18 protein-coding genes and 1 pseudogene are annotated in these 15,556 nt (G+C 59.7%); 11 read left to right on the top strand and 8 right to left on the bottom strand.

Annotation, left to right across the window (positions count from 1 at the left end):
* Positions 1–140 precede the first annotated feature (140 nt).
* Both PD284_RS24160 and PD284_RS26980 read right to left on the bottom strand, forming a co-directional pair.
* Positions 141–1,082, bottom strand: coding sequence for a PhnA-like protein (locus PD284_RS24160; RefSeq protein WP_274630896.1), 942 nt, complete (start codon positions 1,080–1,082; stop codon positions 141–143).
* 158 nt (positions 1,083–1,240) lie between these two features.
* Positions 1,241–1,564, bottom strand: a complete 324-nt coding sequence (locus PD284_RS26980) for a DUF6894 family protein (protein WP_411956287.1) — start codon at positions 1,562–1,564, stop codon at positions 1,241–1,243.
* A 128-nt stretch (positions 1,565–1,692) separates the two neighbouring features.
* Between PD284_RS26980 and PD284_RS24165 the strand changes: the two genes are divergently transcribed.
* From PD284_RS24165 to PD284_RS24175, 3 genes are all read left to right on the top strand, one after another.
* Positions 1,693–2,463, top strand: coding sequence for a Crp/Fnr family transcriptional regulator (locus PD284_RS24165; protein ID WP_274630897.1), 771 nt, complete (start codon positions 1,693–1,695; stop codon positions 2,461–2,463).
* 127 nt (positions 2,464–2,590) lie between these two features.
* A protein-coding gene (locus PD284_RS24170; RefSeq protein ID WP_411956288.1) for an IS630 family transposase occupies positions 2,591–3,533 on the top strand; the annotation gives its coding sequence in 2 pieces (ribosomal slippage) (positions 2,591–2,907 and positions 2,906–3,533; 945 coding nt in all).
* 994 nt (positions 3,534–4,527) lie between these two features.
* Positions 4,528–5,046: a YciE/YciF ferroxidase family protein gene (locus PD284_RS24175; protein WP_274630899.1), complete on the top strand. Its 519-nt coding sequence runs from the start codon at positions 4,528–4,530 to the stop codon at positions 5,044–5,046.
* Between the two features lie 967 nt (positions 5,047–6,013).
* On the opposite strand, the gene PD284_RS24180 is transcribed toward PD284_RS24175, so the two are convergent.
* The 5 genes and pseudogenes from PD284_RS24180 to PD284_RS24200 all read right to left on the bottom strand — a co-directional run bounded on the left by PD284_RS24180 (position 6,014) and on the right by PD284_RS24200 (position 9,359).
* Positions 6,014–6,475: a hypothetical protein gene (locus PD284_RS24180; protein WP_274630900.1), complete on the bottom strand. Its 462-nt coding sequence runs from the start codon at positions 6,473–6,475 to the stop codon at positions 6,014–6,016.
* A gap of 284 nt (positions 6,476–6,759) precedes the next feature.
* A complete protein-coding gene (locus PD284_RS24185; protein WP_274630901.1) occupies positions 6,760–7,095 on the bottom strand; it encodes a hypothetical protein in 336 nt (111 codons plus the stop codon).
* A 71-nt stretch (positions 7,096–7,166) separates the two neighbouring features.
* Positions 7,167–7,463: a DUF982 domain-containing protein gene (locus PD284_RS24190; RefSeq protein WP_274630902.1), complete on the bottom strand. Its 297-nt coding sequence runs from the start codon at positions 7,461–7,463 to the stop codon at positions 7,167–7,169.
* A gap of 1,444 nt (positions 7,464–8,907) precedes the next feature.
* Positions 8,908–8,997 (bottom strand): annotated as a pseudogene (locus PD284_RS24195) (type II toxin-antitoxin system RelE/ParE family toxin); the annotation flags it as partial.
* A 152-nt stretch (positions 8,998–9,149) separates the two neighbouring features.
* Entirely contained in the window at positions 9,150–9,359 is a 210-nt protein-coding gene (locus tag PD284_RS24200; protein ID WP_274630903.1) for a cold-shock protein, read from the bottom strand.
* 1,479 nt (positions 9,360–10,838) lie between these two features.
* Between PD284_RS24200 and PD284_RS24205 the strand changes: the two genes are divergently transcribed.
* From PD284_RS24205 to PD284_RS26905, 6 genes are all read left to right on the top strand, one after another.
* Complete coding sequence (locus PD284_RS24205) at positions 10,839–11,102, top strand: hypothetical protein (RefSeq protein ID WP_274630904.1); 264 nt, start codon at positions 10,839–10,841, stop codon at positions 11,100–11,102.
* Positions 11,099–11,419, top strand: a complete 321-nt coding sequence (locus PD284_RS24210) for a hypothetical protein (protein WP_274630905.1) — start codon at positions 11,099–11,101, stop codon at positions 11,417–11,419. Before PD284_RS24205 ends, PD284_RS24210 begins: the two co-directional genes overlap by 4 nt.
* Before the next feature lie 160 nt (positions 11,420–11,579).
* Entirely contained in the window at positions 11,580–12,092 is a 513-nt protein-coding gene (locus PD284_RS26900) for a hypothetical protein (protein WP_338036691.1), read from the top strand.
* Positions 12,089–12,355: a DUF1488 family protein gene (locus tag PD284_RS24220; RefSeq protein WP_274630906.1), complete on the top strand. Its 267-nt coding sequence runs from the start codon at positions 12,089–12,091 to the stop codon at positions 12,353–12,355. The genes PD284_RS26900 and PD284_RS24220 overlap by 4 nt, the downstream gene beginning before the upstream one ends.
* 73 nt (positions 12,356–12,428) lie before the next feature.
* Entirely contained in the window at positions 12,429–12,617 is a 189-nt protein-coding gene (locus PD284_RS24225) for a hypothetical protein (RefSeq protein WP_274630907.1), read from the top strand.
* 168 nt (positions 12,618–12,785) lie between these two features.
* A complete protein-coding gene (locus PD284_RS26905) occupies positions 12,786–13,361 on the top strand; it encodes a response regulator (protein WP_338036692.1) in 576 nt (191 codons plus the stop codon).
* A gap of 754 nt (positions 13,362–14,115) precedes the next feature.
* Here the strand turns inward: PD284_RS26905 and PD284_RS24235 are convergent.
* Positions 14,116–14,319, bottom strand: coding sequence for a hypothetical protein (locus PD284_RS24235; protein ID WP_411956289.1), 204 nt, complete (start codon positions 14,317–14,319; stop codon positions 14,116–14,118).
* Between the two features lie 649 nt (positions 14,320–14,968).
* Between PD284_RS24235 and PD284_RS24240 the strand changes: the two genes are divergently transcribed.
* Positions 14,969–15,307, top strand: a complete 339-nt coding sequence (locus tag PD284_RS24240) for a hypothetical protein (protein WP_274630908.1) — start codon at positions 14,969–14,971, stop codon at positions 15,305–15,307.
* 41 nt (positions 15,308–15,348) lie between these two features.
* Positions 15,349–15,552 (top strand): hypothetical protein, encoded by a 204-nt coding sequence (locus PD284_RS24245; protein WP_274630909.1) that lies wholly within the window; start codon positions 15,349–15,351, stop codon positions 15,550–15,552.
* Positions 15,553–15,556: the final 4 nt, after the last annotated feature.

Raw genomic sequence — 15,556 nt, forward strand, 5'->3', positions numbered from 1 at the left:
ACTGGTAAGTTCAAGGCAAAACCCTCTCGGTTAACACGCTCCGCGGGCGACGCACCGGTCGCCAAGGGAAGGTAAGCCAGGATTGGTCTCCCTGACGCGAAAAGTTCTAGGGGCTGCAGTTGCAGCCGCTGTGGCTGCGTTTAGCTGTGCGCGGCTTCCAGGAGGCGGCGACGGGAAGGCATGACCCTATCCGCGAAAACAGGATAAACCACGCCGGAGCGTCCGCCCAACCAGCCTGCAATAGCCCCGAGCACCAAGGCGACGAACGCCGAAAGGGCGCCAGTGGAGACTATTGACGCTGCGGCGTCGGCGGCATCTGTGGCAGCCTGCCGTGTCCGTTCGACGGCCTGCCGGTACTGCTGTTCGATCTGCGCGACCTGCGACTGCGCCTGGTCGATCGGAATAGCGCGAGCGTTGGCCAACGCCTGTGCAGCCTGCTGTCGGGCTTCCTCCGCACCGCCTTCGTCCCCCGTTACCAGTGCGCGGATGGCATTGACCGCGTTCACCTGTAAGGCCTCCGGGTCGCTACCGGAGGCGCGAACCTGGTTCTCGATTGCGTCGAGCGGATTGGCATCTGCGATCACCGGTGCGGTCTGCGCCACGGTCTGGCCGATGCCGCCGATGGCGCTCGAGATACCGCTGAACGCACCGCCGACGATGGCCCCGACGGTCGTCGACAGGAGGTAGAGGACCAACAAACTTGTAAACGCCCAGGTGGTCAACCCATGCAGTGCGCCAGTGGTGGGCGAAGTCTTTCCAGACATGCGCGCTGCGATGTACCCGCCGGCAAAGGCTGCAAGGATACCGGCAGCCGCGTACCATATTGCCGCGGAGATCGAGAATGTGGAGGCGGCAGGATTGTCGCCCGCGTGGGGATCGAGTACGGCGACACCGATGCCCACCCCGAGCATTGTCAACAATACCTGGATGACAAGGGCGACCACAACGCCGGCGAGGATAGCGCCCCAAGAGACCTTGTTGATCAGGATCGTATGGGCTTGCTCGGATATGGTGGGATGCGTCTGGATGTCGTCAGGGGCGGGGTCGTCGATCACGTCGGCCGGTTGGGAGTAAACGCTCAATGTTCTGGACCTTGATTCGGCGACAACGTCCGTCGCGCCAGGTTGGGATTGCCAGCGTCAAAACCCTAGTCGGGACAACTCGTTCCGGCGATCCGGGAACGATCCTCCAATTTCTGGACACCCTTTTAACATAAGTTGAAATCTGGACTTTGCCGGCTTCACGGCCGCCGTAGTCCCCTGTCTCCCAAGATGCGCAGCGTTCCGACGACCCGGCCCGCCGGGTTATGCACGGTGGCCACGATCTCGACGGCGTCGGATATGGTACAACCCAGATCGCGCAAAACTTCCCCCGTTGAGGTCACGGCGAGAGACCACGCTGCATCGTCGTCGGCGAGATCGATGCCATCGCCCCCCGCTATCGAGGGCGACCCTGTGATGCGAAAGTAGTACAGGGGCATGGAAATATCCCGCCCGCGCCGGAGTACGGCTGAGCCCACGCCCGGGGCGCGGATGCTGGGGCTGTGGGGCCGAATACAGTACATATCCTCGCCAGGCGCACACCATACTATGTGTGCAAAAGGTGATGTCGAAAACTGGGGCTCGTCGGCCGCAACCTATGCAAGCGCCTGACATTGTAGCGTTGTCGGCAGTATCGTTGGGACCCCGGTCCTTGGAAACTTACGACGTCATGCCGTCATCGAACCTCTTCATCCGCAAGCTTGAGAGCTTCCATCCCCTGTCGGGCGAGGACAAGAAACTTCTGGACCGTTACAGCCGCCCCCTGAGGGAGGTTCCGGCAAAGCAGGACATTATCGCCGAGGGTGAAAGACCCAGTTCCGTTTTCGTTATAATCTCCGGCTTCGCCTGCCGCTATAAACTCATCGAAAGCGGCAGGCGCCAGATTATGGCCTACATGCTTCCGGGAGATACATGTGACTTCAACATGTTCATCCTCAAGCGGATGGACTATGGAATCGCCGCGCTGTCGCGCTGTCAGGTGCTGGAATTGTCCCGGGCGGCTATCCTCGAGATGACGGAGCACCCGGCCATCACGCGCGCGCTATGGTGGGCCAATCTGGTTGACGAAGCGACGATGCGCGAGTGGCTCGTTAACATCGGCCAACGCTCGGCCGAACGGCGAATAGGTCACCTGCTTTGCGAGATTCTCACGCGCTTGGAGATTGTGGGCCTGGCGAAGGGGAACACCTTCTCCCTGCCGGTCACCCAGACTGATCTGGCCGATACATTGGGAATGACGGTAGTTCATGCAAACCGGATGCTGACCAGCCTGCGCATCCGCGGTCTGATCGAAATCGACGCCAGGAAGCTCATCATCAAGGATGCTGAGCGTTTGCGGGCATTCAGTGGATTCAACCCAAACTATCTGCATCTGGGTGCTGGACTCGCCGATGCTCAGTCGGAAAAGGAGACGCCGTCATGATTGACGCCGCTCGTTGCCGTCCCGGCGGCCCGGTTTCTAAGATCTAGAGCGGCGGGCGTTCTAACTGAATCAAGGGGATTCTAGCGGCTGGGTTTTCGTGATTCACTTCGGTTGGAGGTGATTTGCGATGACGAGATCCTATTCGCTTGATCTTCGTGAGCGTGTTGCGGGCTTTGTGGCACGCGGCGGGTCGTGCCATGCGGCTGCGGCCCATTTTGGCGTTTCCGTATCGTTCGTCGTGAAGCTGATGGCGGCGTTTCGAGCGAGCGACAGCCTCAAGGCAAAGCCGGAGGGCGGCTGGCGCTACTCGAAACTCGATCCGCACCGGGACTTCCTGATGCGCCGGATCGCCGAGCAGGACGACATCACCATGCCGGAGCTGGCCGCCGAACTGGCCGGGCGAGACACGGTCGTTGCGCCGTCGTCGATCTCGCGCTGGCTGATCCGCAACGGCTACCGCTTCAAAAAAAACACTGCTGGCCAGCGAGCAGGAGCGGCCCGACGTCGCCGCCGCGCGCCGGGAATGGGTCGCCCGCCAGCCGAGGATGCGGCTTGAACCCCATCGCCTGGTGTTCATCGACGAGACCGGGACCACCACAAAGATGACGCGCCTGCGCGGGCGATGTCCAAAAGGCCAACGGCTGCGCTCGAAGGCGCCATTCGGGCACTGGAAGACCCAGACCTTCATCGCCGGGCTGAGATGCTTCGGCCTGACCGCGCCCTTCGTGGTCGACAGGCCGATGAACCGCTGCATCTTCGAGACTTATGTCGAGACCCAACTCGCACCGACGCTGTCCAAAGGCGACGTCGTCATCCTCGACAACCTCGCCGCCCACAAGAGCCCAAAGGCGCAGGCCGCCATCAGGGCGCGTGGCGCATGGATGCTGTTCCTGCCGCCCTACAGCCCCGATCTCAACCCCATCGAGATGGCCTTCTCAAAGCTGAAGGCTCACCTCAGGGCACGTGCCATCCGCACCATCGATCGCCTCTGCCACGCCATCGGCGACATCTGCACCCTCTATCCGCCAACCGAATGCCAGAACTACTTCAAAGCCGCCGGATATGTCTGAATGCACGTCGCTCTAGGGCGTTCCGAGCGCGGAAAGCGCCTCGTTTCCAATCCGGATCAAGCGGCTCCTCGTCGAGTTGCAGATACGCAGTGCTGTGCGTCGAAGGATGATCTGAGGTCGGGGCAGGTGATGTCGGCGACGCGATCTGCGGTGCAGTCGAGTTGGTCAGCATAGGAGCGAGGTGTCATGGTGTGCCACTCACTCCAAGGAGCGCCGGACACAAAATTCCTTCTGGGTTGAACGGATCGGTCGCCCTCGGCGCAAAGAAGCTTCGACGCTCCGGGCGCCAAGAAGGAAGAAAACGCCGCTACAATCCATGGCTTAAAGGATCATTCGTCGATATGGGGCTGCGGTCCGGTCGGTCAGATGGCGACCCTGCTCTGCCGGCAGCGGGCGCCACCACGATTGCAGCCCCCCGGCAAGGTATCGTGCAACAGATGCTGCTGAAGATTGCTCCGCACTGAGGATTGCGATGTTTAGAATCCGACGCCCTCCAGTGAGGAGGCGGCTGCACCTGCAACATCCTGCCTCGCGGCCCTGAGCGACCGCCGCTGCAGATCACGCGACGGCGGGAGGACGCGCTCCTGCGTCCTGCGGCGGACCGGCCGACGAAACTAGCGTAGCCCGCGGCCGGTCGCCGCGCCGCACTGTCTCTACCTATGCCTGCTCACCAATCCACAGAGCCAGACCGTAGATCGCAGTGCAAATAGCAATGAGAAGCAGGGTTTCCATCCGAAGCAGCGTTTCCATCCGAACTTGCCCGGCTCGGTTCATCAACGCTCGGCGCGAGAAATTGTTGCGACCGCAGACGCTCAGAGCCCCTGTAACGACCGCCGCGCTGCGGCGCGTCAATTAAGAATGTGGACGTCGACCAGAAAGAAACTTGGCGTCTTAGATAATTCGCTGCGGAACCACCTGCCCCCGGTACAGTTGTTGCTGCCTCGCCTGCTGCGTTTCGCTTGCAGGACGGAGCCAGCAAAACAGGAGATTGGCTATGCCTAGCAATGAAACTGGCGGCACGACGGGTCTCGAAGACCTCTTTCTCGACGGACTCAAGGACATCTACTACGCCGAGAAGAAGATCCTCACAGCCCTCCCCAAGATGGCGAAGGCAGCGGAGGCGGACGAAGTATCAGCTGCGTTCGAGAAGCACCTGAGCGAAACGGAAGGCCAGGTCGACCGGCTGGAGCAGGTATTCGAGCTGATGGGGCAAACTGCGAGCGCCAAGGCCTGTCCGGCGATAGATGGCATCCTTGAAGAGGGTGCGGAAATCCTGGAGAAGTACAGCGGCACGCCCGCGATTGATGCCGGTCTCGTCGCAGCCGCCCAGTCAGTCGAGCACTATGAGATCGCGCGCTACGGCACGCTGGTTGCTTGGGCCATGCAGATGGGCATGGCGGATGTCGCAACGCTGCTGCAGGCCACGCTGGAAGAGGAAGAGACGACCGATACGGCATTGTCCTCGCTTGGCGAAGGCGGCGTCAACGAACGGGCGATGCAAGAGGCTGCGTAGGAGGCCGGCGAGGAAGGCGGAGAGTTCGTCGCACAAATTCCGCGCGCCGGGTCAAACACGCCCGCTGGCGACTGCCGGCGGGCTTTTTTGCGCAACGGTAGGCAGATGTAAGACCAGGCGATGACGTTCTTCGCTTTCTTTTGTCGGTCAACGCGCGCCAGCAGGAAAACGCGCTGCAGCCGTCTCCCTGTCGAAATTGCGCACCCGGCCGGATTCGGGCGTCTCAGCAAATAGGGCTTTTGATAGCGACAGTTCGGGGCGGCACCATAGTCATGATGTCCCCTGCCAAGGCGCGATCACCGCCCACAGCCGACAGCGCCCGTGTCATGGGTGTCAGCTTATCCTGGATGCACAATCGCGAAAATAACGCGCTGCAGCCATCTCGAATTATGAAAGACCGGTGGCCGGCAGAGATTTTTATAAATACAATACAAATAGTCTCAGTTCGTGCTATTATTGAACGTGGCCAAAAAACAGAAATAAGGAGGCCTGAAATGAGAAATTACATTCTGAAGTGGGAAAAATACTTCGATTTCGGGCAATTTTTCGCAACAATCGCAGTCACTTCGGCGATCGCGATTGTCGTCTACTCCGTGCTTTTTGGCGGGTGAGATCGCAGCCCTCATGCCATAGGGCTTTGCAAGGCGTTTCGCATTCGCCGCGGAGGGAACCTGACGACATGCATCCGCGAGTGTCACCGCCTGGAGGGACAACGAGAAGGAGCGCAACCCGCGCCCCTCAAGCCAAGCAAGGAAACCAGCCATGAAATACCTGGATCAACTGCCCAATGAAATGTATGGCGCGCTGATGACGGTTTTCATCGTCATTACTAGCGCCTTTTTCTACATTTTCCTCACCAGCATCACCTATTGACGGTTACCAGGAACGCGGCGCGGGGTTCGGTTGCCCACGAGATAATGACGAACGCCGCGCTGGCGCAAATACCCTCTGAGGCGCCTGCCGTCGATTACGCGGGCCGCAGTTTGTCACCACCTAGCCGCCGAGCTTGGCTGTAGACGACGGAGCCCTTTCCGTCGCGCACCTCGACGGCAACGGCGCCATCATTGGTGTTCTTTTCGGGAAACGCTTCGATCGCGTGGTCCTTTGCGGACCGCTCAGTATCGAATGCCTCCCTGCCGAGTATCCCCGCCTTTGAATACCACGTGACACTGAACCCCATGATTTCCTCCATCGATTGTCGGCCGCGCTCGCGCTGCTGCCGCCTGCTGTTTCGCAACAGGGGTATCGAGCGATGAAGGTCATCCAAGCCAGACCTCAGACCTTTAAGATCAGTCCCTCCCGAGGCGTACAAGAACATTAGCCGGAGAGCGATGGTCTCACGATCTGCAGAGGTTGAAACGCCGTGGGCCCTGCAATACTCATTCAAAACCGTGGCGAACAGCTTGAGTTGATAGGGTTTGTAATCCATCGCTTCCTCCCAGGGTCGGGCGAAAGCGCGGATCGTCTCTTCCAAGCGCCCGTAGCCGTAGGAGATCGGGCGACCAGGCACCTTACGCCGAACGCCGCCCCACCGCACTAAGAAATGACGCAGGACGCGGGGTTTCTCACGGTTGGCCCCAGGCAACACGCCTGCTCGGCTCGGCCGGCAGGCCATTTTGGCGCAGTGGCTTGTCCTGCCTGGCCCTTCACCGCGGCAGGGCCGTGCGGTTGAACGCCGCCTTATGTTGACTTCACTCTACGGCAACTCGTGCGCTACGACTGGACCGGTGAACGGGCGCGGCGACGGCAGCGGATCAAGCTGGCGCTGATCGTGCTCTCGGCGGCTCTTGCCGCAGGCATAGCCTGGATGCTGGAAGTGCGATCATTGCCTTGATCGCATCGCTCCGCCGCCCGGACGGATTGATCGGCGTCGTCCAGGCCGGCCCGGAGCACCTCGACAGTTGTCGCGCCACTGTCGAATAGGCCTATTAGGCGAAGCGCCACATCCTCGCGATCGTCGGCAGTGGTGACGCCTCTAGCCGCACAATACTCTTCGAGCACGGTTGACAGCATCTTTACCTGGTCAGGCTCATAGACGTTGGGAAACATCCTATTCTACTCCGTACTGAACCGCGCTTCTTCTCCTCTGTGCGGTGCGAACTGCGCCTACCACCGATCGCTTAGCTCAGGGCGCCGGGGTCGCCATGGTTTCGGAGAGCAGATGCCAGCAGCAGGCTGATGGGCTCACTCGTCAGAATGCCGGCTTCTCGCGCGAAGTCGACAAAAGCCGAACGGGCGACCTGTGCATCGACTTCACCAGTGAGCGCCGCACGGCAGGCGCTTAGGGCGAGCTCGTGAGCGGGACCGCGTTGACTCGTCGGCCAATCAGCGAGCAGGCCATAGGCCCGCGTGACGTTGCTGATGGAGCTGGGAAATCCGAGGCCGACGAGGATGGTCACGGGCTTGGTGAATTGCATCGGCTCCTCCATTGCTACCGCCGCGCTACGGAACGGCGGACGACCAACAAAAAAGTCTGCAGGGAGAAAATTTAGGTAGAGAAAAAGGGCACTGCAAGAGGTGTCTCACACTCCGACGACCGTGATAACCGCGATTCAGAAAAAGGCCCGCCAGGCCAGAGGGCGGGCAACGACGGGACATCTAGCCGCGAACGACTGATGCTCGTCGCTTGGACCATTGAAGCAGATCGCCCCATGTGTTGCAGTGTCATTTGTTAACGGGACGGTTCCGCCAGATGATCTCGACTGCCCCCGCGATTGAGGCCGCACGCCGCGCTGCTACAGGAATTCGTCGGCAGCTAGAGACGCCATGTCGACGTAGTGTGTTACGTCGCTCATAGCGCTGGTGCGGCAGATGATTCCGATCTCGCGTAGCATCTGCTCGACGTGGAGCGCCGCGGGCTTCTGTTCCTGGGACGCAAACTCAGCCTTCGGCATCGTGCCACCCCTTTCGATACGGGGAGGATGGACCGCAACGCGCAGTGCCGCAAGCTACGACAAAACACCAGTCCTTGCGGTTCGGTCCGGGCTATTTCTTACCACGGCCCTAGAGCTGACGACGCTGCCTGCTATGTGCAGCGAGTACAGACGGGTTGTTGGGGGAACCCCGGGGATTTCTATGACGGACGGCGACAAAGGTGACCCGCCCTGGCGCTCTGCGCTGGTGGACCGCCTTGTGGCCGCAACCGGGATACCAGAGATACAAGCACGAGAGCTGATTGCCCTGCTGGGCACCAATTGGCCTTTCCCTTTTACGGGAGGCGCAGCTCATACAGCTTGGCCTCGCATAGGAAGGTTCAGCCCAAAAGCCGGAGGCGGCTCTTGGTGATCAACATGATCGTGTTCCTTTCCGGATTTGGACGGCCGTGACCGTCACGGCCCTTGTAGGCGGGGCTGGACGGCCCTGACGCGCCCCGGATCCGCAGCCAGCGAAGGAGCCGCCCGCAGGCGTGCCGAGGACACGGGAGCGTGGCTGCGCCGGGAACCGGTTGATTTGGGGAAAAGCGGCAGGGCTAGCTTAGAGATCGGCCGTAAAAGGCGGTGATGCCGGGTTGCGGGTGGGCCGGCATACGGAAGGGGATCGGTGGAGGAAAAACCACGGGCGGCGTCGGGCGAAGCGGCGACGCGTCAACTGCGGGACGGGCTATCGGACAAGACGGGGAGGAAGGGCGGAATCTTTTCGAACCGTTTTTCGCGCGCAGATACGAGAGGCGGGGGAAGCGGTACAGGAAGCGGGGATTCGGGGGCGACCAGTGACGCGGGTCGCGGCCGGGGAACGACTGCCGGTCACAGGCGTGCAAGGAGGAAGCCTTGTTTGGCGATCCTTTCGCCGATGCAGGGGATGAGGGCGCGGTGTCGCCGGGCCCGCCCCGGCGGCGATCGCACGGGGGCGTCGTCCGGGAGGTCAGTGCAGATGGGCGCTGATGTTCATGCGCTGATGAAGGATGCGGATGACCTCGATCAGGCGGTGGTCCGCGATGCGGAAGAACAGGAAGTGCGCGCCGACGGCGTATTCAGGTAGCCGGCGCGGATGTCGTCGATGGGGCGGCCGCGAGCAACGAAAGGGGGCCGGACTCCCGACCCCTCACGCATGCTCCTACGCCGCCAGTTCATACGTGGTCGGCATAAGGCGCAAATTCAGGTGGCTTATGCCGCCGACAGGTTCGCCGCAGCACTCTTGCCGCTACGACGGTCCACTTCGAGGTCGAAGTTCACCTTCTGGCCTTCGAACAGGCTGCGCATACCTGCGCGCTCGACGGCGGTAACATGGACGAACACATCCGCGCCGCCGGCTTCTGGTTGGATAAATCCAAACCCCTTGGTGGAGTTGAAGAATTTCACGGTACCTGTAGTCATGACGATTTCCTTTCGAATCGACAGTCGCATTGCCCACACTGCTGGCGCAGCGCGGATACATCGATTTTGAAGGGAAGATCGGCAGAGCGCTTTTTGGCGCGGAGACAAGCTAAGCAGCAAGATCGACTGTGCGAACATAAGCGTCTTCTGGTCCGTGCACAATGCGCATTGTCGAATATTGCACCCACCCTAGGTATTTACCTGACTGTGCCACGTTGAAGGAAGGCCGCCAGCGCAGCAGCGACCTGATGAGATTTTGGATTTAGCGCAGAGCGACCAGGGTCATGGAAAACATAGACGCACGAAACCCAGGAATTTCAACGTTGCTAACGTCGACGGCATCCTGAGAACTGGCTTTGTCGGGATTAGACGGTGGTCAAGTAACCGAATAGAGCGCTGCACCCGCAACGATACCTATCAACGCCCAAGTGTCGGGACGCTCGTTCAGCCGCGCCAAGTATTTCACAGCCGGCCCCTTCGCTCCAGCCCGGTTGCTCGCCACCGCACATCCAGAGCCGTTCACTCCCAGGAGTCGCCCGGCCGCAGCGCGCGTCCCGCCGTCCTTTGGCGCTCAAGAACATGGGGGGCGTCTCTCACCAAGTCGCCAAACCGCAACGCATCAGATTAGCCGGTTGTCCTCGGCAGTTTGTCGAGCGCGACGTCTCGTGCCATCGGTGTCGGCCTTCTTGTGCCTGTCCATGGCGGCCTGGCGGATCTGCTCGAAACGATTGTCTTCAGCTTGCCTCGTCTCGGGAGACCCGATCGGTGAGTTGGTAGATGATGTCATTTCGTCGAGGTCCTGTTCTGGCAAATTCTGACAACGATTGACTTGGCACACGCGCGGCGCTTCGGGGGGGGGGCGGCGTGGTCGCCTCGCCTTTGCTGGCGAGTCTGACTTCAAGCACCTTTCATGTGAATGGAGCCGTCACGCGCGACCGGGTCACGGCCGTCATAACCAAGCAGGTTGGCAATTCCAGTTTCCGCGCCCGCTTGAAAACACCTGGATCGCGTCATAGCGCATTTGACCCATGATGACTATATCGCCTGCACTTTTATCTTGACCTGCGGCAATTTTCAAAGAGTTGACTGCCCGGAATAATGCGAAAGATCTAGTATTTTTTGTTGAAACTCCAGCGATTTTTGCTCGGGGTTTCCCTCGGCAGGCGGCTACATATCTCCATTGTTTTTCGAATGCCCGATATTTTCCTTGAATATTATCGCACCGAAGGCTATTGATGTCTCATCGTCTATTTGGCCGATTTGGCTTCGCGGTGTCAGAGGCTTCGACCCGCCATTCACTTCCGAATTTTCGACAGCGATTGTGTTGCGCGGATCCAGCGCGGCATGCCGCTCCGTTCGAACCGTGGGATAGACTCCGCCGCTGACCAGGGAGGTGCTGGCAGCATCGGCAGCGCTCCGGTGGTTCGCGTGGGAACTATGCAGAAAGCGTCGTCGTGCGCTTCGGCGGAGAACCACCCCGTGACCAGTCGTACCACGCAAACAGTCGTCCGCTTTTCGTTCCCTTTCTCGCTTCTCGGCCTTGGAGAGCCGCAGGCGGCTGGAGAATATCGCGTCGATCATGACGAGGAGTTGATCGAGGGGATTCCGGTGCTTGCCTGGCGGCGGGTTGGCACCTTCATCCACCTGCCCGCTATTGGCGCGCAAAGTTCGAAACAGCAGATGGTTCCGATCGAACCGGCAGACCTCGAAGCCGCACTCAGAAACGACCAACAACAATCATGACCACCATAACCATGCAGCGCAATATTGGTGCAACTCGGCCCGACGCCGCAAGTCATCGCTTCTGTGTGGGGGATATCGTCCGCCTCAAAGGGGGGCGGGGAATGGCTTACCACACTGCGGACACTTACCGCGTTACCGGCAAGCTCCCGCCGCGGGAAGATTCACTGCAGTACCGTATTCGCAATGATGCCGAGCAGCACGAGCGCGTGACGACCGAAGACAGGCTGGAGCCTGTGCGCACGTCGTCGACAAGTGAAACCACTCTCATCGAAAGGACGTTTGGCCATGGCCAAGGGACAGAAACGCAGCAATCGTGAGATTCGAAAGCCGAAGCAGGAGAAAGCGCCGCCAAAGAGTGAAAGCTCATTCGGCGATCAGCTCAACTCTGCCGCTAGCACCAACGTGCAGCGAGGCAAGGGCAAGAGCTGACCCCAAGCGCTGACAGTGAGAAAGTCTTGGAAGGCTGGGCAGATAGCGATGAAGATCAAGGTCGAGTTCTACCGTACCCGGAGCGAGGATGATGCTCACGCGATCGTCGGCCGGGAGACAGAGGAAGCGACTTATTTGGAAGATGTCATTCGCATTGCGCGGGCGCTGCCATTGAGCCTGAGCATGCCGCAACGTCCTGACCCCAGGACAATCACCGATGCCGATGGCAACAATCCTTATTCGGTCCGATTCGACATGCCGAACCATCCGAACAAGGGCTTAGATTCGAAACAGACGACGCACCGAACACGCCCGCTCCGTCGCGGAGCAATCGGCGATCAGTTCGGGCGCCGAATCGGGACGGACCGTTCGTGGACCGTCTATCATGTCTTCACCGGCATTCCGGCGCGCATTGGTGGGTGCCCCTCGACGGGTCTGAACCGCTCCGATGCGACAAAACACATGATGTCTCTCAATATCCGCTATGAGCGACGCAGGCTAAGTTGGAGGCTGATGGGGTTCGGTGGGAATCCCGGTGACATTGATGGGGTTCGGCCATGACGCTGGAGTTTCCGAACCGATGCCGCAGCTTTGACGAGGGAAGGAACGCGGTGCGCTTTCTCGGATACGACGGTACGTTCGAGGTGCCTTTCTTCGTCGAGGTTTCAGCACTCTCAAAATCAGGCGAAGCGCTGGACGGTTCGGAGGCAACATTCCTGGCCGCGTTTGACGCCTCCCGCGGTTCGATCCACGACGTCGCGCGAAAGACGTATTTGCTTAGCCGGCGCAGATTTTACACTTTGACCGCTGCCGACTTCCGATGACGGGGTGATGGCGATTTTTAGTGAACGATTAAGATCGTCGTCCAGAACGGAACGAATGACGATGGAGGTTTGCGTGAACAACGACATTCCCCTTGAATTGTCGGAAATGCGTGAAGTCCTCGCTGCGGCCTGCCGTCGGCTTGGTATCAGGGAAGGCTCGCTCGAGCATGAGCGGATGGCCTACAGAATTCTGGAGCTTTTCGAAACCAGCAGCGACGTCACCGAAGTTCTCGCGGCTGCGTTGAAGGGTGCTGAACGCTAACCTCGAAAGGGTACGGTCCCACGCTTCGCTTCAAGTTTTCCCGGCCGCGCAACAAGCGCGAACGAATTCGTCATGGGAGGTGTTCAACTCGCTGAAAACGACGTTGTCAGCAAGAAAGCCGGCTTTATGCTCAAACGGGGGGGCCTTGCTTGAAGGCGTTGATCGCCCATGCCCCCGCAGGATTACCCAGTCGTTCCACCGCGCGGTCATCGTCAGACAAAACTCAATCTGGCCCGATCAGCCGACGGAAAAGACACTTCGCGTCGCGGGAGCTTGGCAGCCGGCCGCCCGAAAGCGCGGAACGATTCGAGCCTCAGCGCGTTGGGTCTCACTCTTTCCTATGTTCTCAAGCGGCCAGGCCAGATCGGGTCTCAGGCGGTGAGTGCCCGGACTTCAGTCCTTGTCGTCGAAGATGAGCCCCTCCTTCGCTTCGACCTTGTGGATCATCTGTCCGAAAAAGGTTTCGATGTACATGAGGCGTCCAACGCCGACGAAGCAATTGCCATCCTGGAAAACGTTCCACACATCCGGCTGCTGTTTACGGACGTCGATATGCCCGGCAGCATGGACGGACTGAAACTGTCGGCAGCCGTACGGGACCGGTGGCCGCCGATCAAGATCATCGTCACCTCCGGTCATGGGTTCGTCAGTCCGTCGGATCTTCCGGAGGGCGCGCGATTTTTCTCAAAACCCTACCGGCATGCAGATGTCGTGCACTCGATGCACGAACTCCTGGCCCGTTGACCCCGCAAAACGATGCGCAAAACGATGCTGCCCAAGCAACCGGCTGGAACGCTCCCCTGATCAACAGATGGAACCCACTCCTTGCGGTCCCTGTTTCTTTGCGGCTGGGGGCGGGCTGGTGTGGCTACCCGATCACCAGCCCGGTCAACTTCCCGCAGGCTGTCCAGAAGATCCTCTACGGCTGTCACTCCTGAGTCATACAGCTGAATTAGTCGAGCGGCGACCTCCTCGCGATCGTCGTTCCTCGTGATGCCTCGAGCTTGGCAGTGCTCGTCCAGCGCCTTGCGAAGGATCTTGAGCTCAGATGGCTGGAAAATCATCCAAAAAAGGCATCGCAACCCCCTAACGTTAGGGCGAAAGCACAGACGGTCCTATTTCGCCTCGACCCGAGAAGATCGGTATGCAGAGCACAATATCATAACGTTTATGGGTTTTGGGAGAGGGAAGGATCGTATGTTCTGGCACTTCTTGAGGCCCGCTCGCGCCGCTTCCGCAAAGCCCGCGGGCAGTGGCGAGGCAAGCGACAGTGGTTAGGCAAAGGGGGAGACCGTCCGCCGCCGCTCGGGTTACCCAAGCAAATGGTGCTATTTCCGCAATGACATTTGTTACGCACGTTCGGCAGGCAGAGTCGGTCCCCTGAATCGGACTTTGGACGGCAACGCGCCGGCACTTCTCGCCGCGCCGGGCGGCTGGTGCGCCGGATAGGGCTTGAAGTCATGACTTTTTGTGATGCTTTCCAAGTGCGGCTTCGAGATCAGCAGGGGCTATCGGCACCATCTGGCGTTTCCGGCGGCCCTGCACGCCGATAGCGGGCAGGTGAGGCGAGGCCGACGGAGACGTCGATCAATGCCTTATCCTGGTCGACGCGGTAGCCGCCTGCGGGCTGTAGGCTGTCGAAGCCAGGTAGCAGGAAGGGCGACGAGAACCGGGCGACGGTCGGCGTGGTGCGTGTTGCCATGGTTAGATGTTTCCTTGAATGCGCGTACAGGCCCGGGATCGTTCTTTGCCGGAACGGTTCAAGCAGCCAGCACATCCGGGGTCAGCGCAGGGTTTCATGCCACGACTCGAACGAGTCAGAGGGGCATAAATAGTTCCGGTCCTTAAATCCATGAAGGTAGCCCGGATCCGTATTGTGGATCCGTCATGGGAACTTTTCGTTGCCCGCTGTGTTATCACCGTGGCGACATCCCTCGCTTCTCCGTGCCGACCCGGCCGGAGCGCTTTAGAAGCGCAGAAAGCACTCAGATGAAATTCCTTCAGCGCATGAACGAGCAACCCTCGTCCTGGCTCCTGCTGTTCGGGTCCATAGCTATCGTCGGATACCTTTTGTATCTGGTTGGCGATGGACTGACTTGGTAGCCGGACGATGCAAGCAAAGCGCCCCGTGTCGGCGAATATTCGCGCAGCCATCGCTGTTTTCTTGAACCAATGTCAGAAGGAAGCGAAGCCCTTTCCAGGAGATGAATCTCTCGGCGCAATCCGTACGATGTTTCCTGAGTTGAACATCTCGGACGCCGAGTTGGAGGACGCGATATCCAGCGAGGCCGCAAAAGCCGGCTTTGATGTGGGTGACGCCCCCCAAGCTGGCCCGGCGAGGTCTAACGGGAATGCACTTCAACGTTGGGAGAATGAAGGTGGCGCAACCGGGAAGGGCTCTCGCAAGGAGATCCAGCGGCGGATCGATAAAGACCCCGACGGCACGAATAGGCGAAATCGTCACTTTGTTTGCTGACAAACGCTGGAAGGCCGTGATCGACTATCGAACGGAGGAAGGCCCAACAAGTGTCGAACACTATTTCGAGGAGATTTCCGACCTGCATCTCATCATAGAACACGGACCGGATTGGAATTTCCTCATTCGCTGCACCGTTACGTTAAATCGCTCCGATGATGGCGAGGAGCAAAACAGCGTCGAGAAGGCGCTGCGCCATGAACGCACGTCTTAGCAAGACTCGCCGATCGCCGACAACCAGCTCAAGGTGCCGTCATGCAGGGTTTTAGACCACCTGAGATCCGCTACGCCGTGCGGATCGAAAGCAACGGGACATGGACGGTATTCGACACGTTCACCGATCAACCTGCGGAAATCGGCAGCCGACTGACCACGGAGATGCAGATGAGCGACGCCGAGGAGATCATGCACGTCCTCAACCTCATCCATCCGGCCAACGACAACGGGACGATTAACTAGGAAA

It is taken from the genome of Mesorhizobium shangrilense (genome assembly GCF_028826155.1).
Lineage (GTDB): Bacteria > Pseudomonadota > Alphaproteobacteria > Rhizobiales > Rhizobiaceae > Arvimicrobium > Arvimicrobium flavum.

Bases quoted from the DNA above. Each gene is read 5' to 3' on its own strand.
- PD284_RS26900 (WP_338036691.1), top strand. From the start codon at position 11,580: ATGAAGATCAAGGTCGAGTTCTACCGTACCCGGAGCGAGGATGATGCT.
- PD284_RS24190 (WP_274630902.1), bottom strand. From the start codon at position 7,463: ATGCAATTCACCAAGCCCGTGACCATCCTCGTCGGCCTCGGATTTCCC.
- PD284_RS24180 (WP_274630900.1), bottom strand. From the start codon at position 6,475: ATGGATTACAAACCCTATCAACTCAAGCTGTTCGCCACGGTTTTGAAT.
- PD284_RS26905 (WP_338036692.1), top strand. From the start codon at position 12,786: ATGCCCCCGCAGGATTACCCAGTCGTTCCACCGCGCGGTCATCGTCAG.
- PD284_RS24240 (WP_274630908.1), top strand. From the start codon at position 14,969: ATGCACTTCAACGTTGGGAGAATGAAGGTGGCGCAACCGGGAAGGGCT.
- PD284_RS24235 (WP_411956289.1), bottom strand. From the start codon at position 14,319: ATGGCAACACGCACCACGCCGACCGTCGCCCGGTTCTCGTCGCCCTTC.
- PD284_RS24210 (WP_274630905.1), top strand. From the start codon at position 11,099: ATGACCACCATAACCATGCAGCGCAATATTGGTGCAACTCGGCCCGAC.
- PD284_RS24185 (WP_274630901.1), bottom strand. From the start codon at position 7,095: ATGTTTCCCAACGTCTATGAGCCTGACCAGGTAAAGATGCTGTCAACC.
- PD284_RS24175 (WP_274630899.1), top strand. From the start codon at position 4,528: ATGCCTAGCAATGAAACTGGCGGCACGACGGGTCTCGAAGACCTCTTT.
- PD284_RS26980 (WP_411956287.1), bottom strand. From the start codon at position 1,564: ATGTACTGTATTCGGCCCCACAGCCCCAGCATCCGCGCCCCGGGCGTG.
- PD284_RS24200 (WP_274630903.1), bottom strand. From the start codon at position 9,359: ATGACTACAGGTACCGTGAAATTCTTCAACTCCACCAAGGGGTTTGGA.
- PD284_RS24220 (WP_274630906.1), top strand. From the start codon at position 12,089: ATGACGCTGGAGTTTCCGAACCGATGCCGCAGCTTTGACGAGGGAAGG.
- PD284_RS24245 (WP_274630909.1), top strand. From the start codon at position 15,349: ATGCAGGGTTTTAGACCACCTGAGATCCGCTACGCCGTGCGGATCGAA.